This window comes from Porticoccus sp. GXU_MW_L64 (assembly GCF_052983295.1).
The window spans coordinates 1-2,888 of record NZ_JBRKJK010000034.1 but is presented as its reverse complement, the minus strand read 5'-3'; the positions used below and the strand labels follow the sequence as shown (position 1 = coordinate 2,888).

Annotated in this window: 3 protein-coding genes; 1 reads left to right on the top strand and 2 read right to left on the bottom strand. The window is 43.2% G+C overall.

The window, feature by feature from the left end; all coding sequences use genetic code 11:
- Positions 1–410: type II secretion system protein GspM (gspM, locus tag ACVBEJ_RS14460; RefSeq protein WP_447130341.1), on the top strand; the 410-nt coding region annotated here is incomplete at its 5' end.
- A 375-nt stretch (positions 411–785) separates the two neighbouring features.
- Here gspM and ACVBEJ_RS14455 read toward each other — a convergent pair.
- Positions 786–1,121: a hypothetical protein gene (locus tag ACVBEJ_RS14455; protein ID WP_447130340.1), complete on the bottom strand. Its 336-nt coding sequence runs from the start codon at positions 1,119–1,121 to the stop codon at positions 786–788.
- Positions 1,122–1,129: 8 nt separating this feature from the next.
- On the bottom strand, positions 1,130–2,725 hold the full coding sequence (locus ACVBEJ_RS14450; protein WP_447130339.1) for an RHS repeat domain-containing protein: 1,596 nt from the start codon (positions 2,723–2,725) through the stop codon (positions 1,130–1,132).
- Positions 2,726–2,888: the final 163 nt, after the last annotated feature.

Below are 2,888 nucleotides of genomic sequence, written 5' to 3'. Positions count from 1 at the left end.
ACGTCTATCACTCCTGGTTACTCCTGCTTCGGATGAAGTCAGGAAGGGGTTATACGTGGGTCAAAATTCGATGCAAATATGGGGGGTTAGTGGGTCAATTTTGGATGCAATCTAACAGTCATGCACCTCAAATTCAGCAACTGGCAGCGGTTCCTGAAACAAACGTGTCGGATAAACCACTGATGGAATCCACCACCGGCGCTGCCAAGACTATGGCCCTGGACATTAATCGGTTACAACCAGAAGGAGACAACCTGCGCGTCTGGTTTACGCAGGTATCATTTGATAAATCCATGAGGCTATTTGCGACATTAGCTGAAAAGCATAGTGTAAATATTCAACAAATTACCGTTGAAAAGACGGTCAAGCCCGGAATTGTGAATATTCAGTGCCTACTTCAACAAAAATAGCCCGGATTCTATGACTGTGCCATCGCTACACGATCAATACAGCATTTTACAGATCGTCATTTGAAAATCGCTACACTCCTAACCAATAACAAAAGTCTCATTCATCCACGCGCAGACTTATTACGTTTATTTTCGACCACATAAAAAATCGATTTTGAATCAGAGTCGCGTAGATTTTACGCTTTACCCGCTCTATTTTTAGCAGTTGGAAAAAGCTTTCAGCCACAGCATTATCGTGGCAGCTTCCTCTACGAGTGTGGGTGTAGTTTTGCCTTGAGCTCCCGCGTTACGCACACAGGGCGCTCAATTCTACAGAGGGTACGCCTAATCTGTGAGTATTTGCCGTCCCAGCGACCTACAAATTGATCCAGCCTACTACTTCATTGTTACTACCTCTTCATAATTTCTAACAATCCTACCTAACTGACGAATAAGCTTATTGTTCTTTATTCGATAGAACTCAAACTCATTATCTCCCTCATCGTTAATAATTTCACAGACAATCTCACCTTCAGCATCTCCCAATATTTCTGCCAGAGACACACAGTACTTCACTATTTGCTTGTCTGTATCCCTTCCTGAAAACTCAAACTCTAGGAAGTTTTCACCAAAATCTACCTCGATAGCACTCTTTCTTGCCAAAGCACCAATCTTTAACAACCTATTTTCATCAACACCTTTAAAAATAAGATACGCTGAATACTCTCTCATATTTCACCTCAGTCAAATGAACTGATATTGACGTCTGCATTTAACCGTTTAGCATTCCTGACAATAAAATCCATCACATCTTGATGGGGATGCCCCCCACTAAACTCGAACAAAGCTTGGCGCTGTGTAGTTTTAGCAGCCTCTAAGGTAGCTCGAATTTGAGCACGCCTAGACTTGCTTAAGAAATTCTTGGGGCTAATTTGAAATGCCGGAGCATTACCTTGAGTCCTAGGACCAAAAGCCTGCCCGACAAATCTCTCACTAACCATATCGAATTCTCTATTGCCAAATCCTTCAATTTTAACGCTCGCCTGTCCATCATGCTTTCTTGCAAAAGCTTGTGCTGCTGCATCCTTATCATTTGTAGGCACAACCCTACGAAACGGTGAGAAGAATCCCGAAGCTTCATTATCTGCCATTCCAGCAAAGTCTTCTGCACTTCTATTCGGTCTTACTTTTTCCTTGAGCCGTTCAGTCATCCTCGAAAGTAAAGTTTTTCGCAAGGAATCTTGATAAGCTTTTGTAAATGACCCAGCTAAAGCTTTTGTGAATCTGAAAGTTTCTCCCGCTAAAGGACCAGAACCCATGAGCTGGGTAGAAGCGTTTCCAATTGTAGCCACATCCTCAGTTTTCAGCTTTCTTATCAAGCGTTCCTGACCTTCAGGGTCACCATCTTGATATATTCGACTGAAATCCGATGTAGACTCAGAAGAAAAGCCAGCTTCTTCGCGAACAACTTCAAGTTCCTCTGCGTAAATCACTAAGTGTTCGAGAGTTGGAAGTTCAATACCTAAAATGTCTGCAGAATGTTGGGCATTAATGAGGTCTATAACTTCAATGCTTTCTCCTTCAAACCCACTTGGATCTGTCCCATTGAGAGGGTTATTCCAAAGGTAGCTATATCTATTCAAACTTTGAGTGTTAAACGGGTCTTGAATGATCGGATCCGCCTGAACAAACCTGGCCAAATGGGGGTCATAAATACGCCCATTCATGTGAATGATACCAACCTCATCCAACATCTCATGACCTGTAAAGCCGCGCGTCAAACGCTGACGCAAACCGGCGACATTCATAGTGGTAAGAGTAGAAGGGCTTGTGAAGGCTGTCAAAGCTGTCGGTGAAAGTGCAGCCCAGTCATTTACCTGACGGCGTTTACCCCAAGGGTCGAAAGATAACTGGTCTACAATATTCCCATCACCATCCGTCACCAGGTCAAGGCTGCCTAAATGATCATAATGACGATAATGGATTTCTTCACCAAAAAGTCCTTGTACAGAATTTACTTTTAAAGTGACTATAGCCACATCACCAATATAACGTTTGATCTCTGTAGTGTTGCTAGAGCTATTTTCTGTAAATTCAACATTCCCAACATAATGGGTAGTGCGCACAACCCCACTTGATTCAGTATCAACTCGGCGATAACGGTTACGATCTGGTCCGTAGGCAAACTCCGTGATATGCCCATCTTTCTCAATACGTACCGGTTTATCAAAAGTACTATATGTCGTTGATCTACCACCTCCGCTTACATTGTTGCCATTAGCATCATAACGATAATCGCTGCCATCTACGCGAGTAGCCGCATGAGGACCAGACACTGAAGAAGCCGCATCAGAGCGAACAACTCCTTGCAGTGAGCTAGCTGTTAAATTGCACCCAAATTTGACCCAGGTTTTGCATCTAAAATTGACCCACCTGGAAGGCCAGATTATGGCCTAGTTGGTTTTTCTCTTACCAGCTTTTTTCTCCTCTCGTTGATGT

What these genes read in the sequence shown, in the direction of transcription:
- ACVBEJ_RS14455 (WP_447130340.1), bottom strand. Translation starts at nt 1,121, where the DNA reads ATGAGAGAGTATTCAGCGTATCTTATTTTTAAAGGTGTTGATGAAAAT.